The organism is Xanthomonas sp. SHU 308, assembly GCF_000364645.1.
Classification (GTDB): domain Bacteria; phylum Pseudomonadota; class Gammaproteobacteria; order Xanthomonadales; family Xanthomonadaceae; genus Xanthomonas_A; species Xanthomonas_A sontii.
In genome coordinates, this window is sequence record NZ_AQOK01000322.1 from 1 (window position 1) to 2,061 (window position 2,061).

The window sequence follows — 2,061 nt, forward strand, 5'->3', positions numbered from 1 at the left end:
TGCCCGACACCGGAGTCGGCCCGGACCTGGAACGGCGGCTATCGCCGGCCTTCATCCGCGGCAGCGACTACGGCACCCGCGCCAGCACCATCGTCGCCGTGGACGCCGCCGGCCACGGCTGGATCCATGAGCGCCGGTTCGGCCCGGACGGAGTGTTTCAGGGGGAGACGCGGCTGGAGAACTGGCCCCCAGGGGCGGACACCGGGAGGCGGTAACGCCTGCGCTCAGCCACCACCTTCCAGCGACGATGGCGTGGCGGACCTGTGCTGGCACGTCGGGTGCGTGCAGTCGGGACTGAAGTCCCTCCCACAATGGAGCAGCGACGGCGGCGAAGCGAACAGAATCGGCAACGGCGACAAGCCAGGCTCCATAGCGCCGCCGGGGCAGCGCCGGCCCTGCGTTCGAGGCAAGAGAGCGAGCGCCAGAGCGCGCGTCTGTGAAGAAGAAAAGCGGCGGAGCCGGCCGATAAGCCGGGTTCTGTCGTGGACAGTCATTCTTCTAGGCGCACCGTCACCGGTACGCTCAAGCAACCTACCCGGACCCGACGCGGGCCGCGCCATGAGGTCCCTATTTGGTCTTGCTCCAGGTGGGGTTTGCCGTGCCGGTCCGTTACCGGACTCGCGGTGCGCTCTTACCGCACCATTTCACCCTTACCGGCCTGCTTGCGCAGACGTAGGCGGTATCTTTCTGTTGCACTAGTCCGTCGGCTCGCGCCGCCCAGGCGTTACCTGGCACCTTGCCCTATGGAGCCCGGACTTTCCTCGGCATCCCGCCGCACCGAAATGCGATGGGATGACGCGACTGTCTGGCCGGCTCCGCCATGCGTATTGTCGCATGTTTCACCATCAGAAGCGGATTCCATCCCCCTCTCGGGACACCAGCAATACCCGCGCAAAGCGGCTTTCCAACTTCCATTGATGTGCGTTTCGCGGCACAGCCAAACTTGCCGCCATCGGCCAGAGGTCGCAAATGACCAGAAGCCAGACTTGGTCACAGTACTCCAGGTAACCCTCAACGTTTTTGTTCTTTCTTGAGACAGCGGACTGCAGCAGATCCTGCGTCAAACTTGGGGTGCGCCACACGGAACCACCAATCCAGCGCGCGGGTTCATCGGACTTCTGAGTACATATCGTGAGCCCTTGAAGCCACTGGGGAAGGAGTTGCCGCGCACGCGCATCCAAAGCAAGAACGTGGAACATCGCTCCCGAATCAGTGCGATGTCTCTCCACGAGCGCCACAAGTTCGCGAACCGCCGGTTTTTTTGCAGGCGGCGTATCGTTGAAGGAGACATTCACAAACAAGCGGTGGCCGTATGTCTCCTCATACAACGTCCTCGCCTCGGCAAGAATGTTGCGTTGAGCAGCCTCTATTTCACGTGCTGGCAACCGCGACGCCGGATCGTCGCGCTGGAAAAGCTGAGTGACCTCGATACCAATGTTCGTGTTGCTGCTGCGGATCACAAGATCGGGCGCAGGTGGATCCGGTTGCTCCACAATGCCCTTGGGGATCTCCTCCGGCATGACCACCCTGGCGAGGTCCAGCCATGCCAACTCCCTTGCCTTCTGGCGTGCCGACTTGCTAGCCACCGCCGTAAAGCGCCTTGCGCGACGCACCGGTCAGTTCGGCGGCCAGCTTGGCGGCGGTGGACGGCGGCAGGTGTTCGCTGAGCTTGGCGTAGACGCGGCGGCCTTCGGCCAGCTGCGCGTCGGCGTCGTCGCCGGCGCCCTGCACCATCAGCACGAACTCGCCCTTGCGCTGGTTGTCGTCGGCCTCGACCCGGGCGTGCAGGTCGGCCAGGGTGCCGTCGAGCACGGTCTCGAACAATTTGGTCAATTCGCGCGCCATGACTGCCGGGCGGGCATCGCCGAAGGCGGCGCGGCAGTCGGCCAGGGACTCGGCAATGCGGTGCGAGGCTTCGTAGAACACCAGGGTGCGCGGCTCGCCGGCCAACCGCGCCAGGCGCTCGCGGCGCGCCGAGGCCTTGGCCGGCAGGAAGCCCTCGAAGGCGAAGCGGTCGCTGGGCAGGCCGGCCACGCTGAGCGCGGCGATCGCCGCGCAGGA

3 protein-coding genes and 1 other RNA gene are annotated in these 2,061 nt (G+C 65.1%); 1 reads left to right on the forward strand and 3 read right to left on the reverse strand.

The window, feature by feature from the left end; all coding sequences use genetic code 11:
* Nucleotides 1-215: NRDE family protein (locus D588_RS24535; RefSeq protein WP_043084477.1), on the forward strand; the 215-nt coding region annotated here is incomplete at its 5' end.
* A 235-nt stretch (nt 216-450) separates the two neighbouring features.
* On the opposite strand, the gene rnpB is transcribed toward D588_RS24535, so the two are convergent.
* The 3 genes from rnpB to D588_RS0111430 form a co-directional block, all read right to left on the reverse strand.
* An RNA gene (gene rnpB / locus D588_RS26130) (RNase P RNA component class A) lies at nt 451-817 on the reverse strand.
* Between the two features lie 28 nt (nt 818-845).
* The gene (locus D588_RS27835; protein ID WP_157836451.1) at nt 846-1,550 is read right to left on the reverse strand and encodes a hypothetical protein; all 705 of its coding nucleotides are present in this window, start codon (nt 1,548-1,550) and stop codon (nt 846-848) included.
* Nucleotides 1,551-1,578: 28 nt separating this feature from the next.
* A partial coding sequence (locus D588_RS0111430) for an SAM-dependent methyltransferase (RefSeq protein ID WP_017916073.1) occupies nt 1,579-2,061 on the reverse strand: 483 nt, incomplete at its 5' end.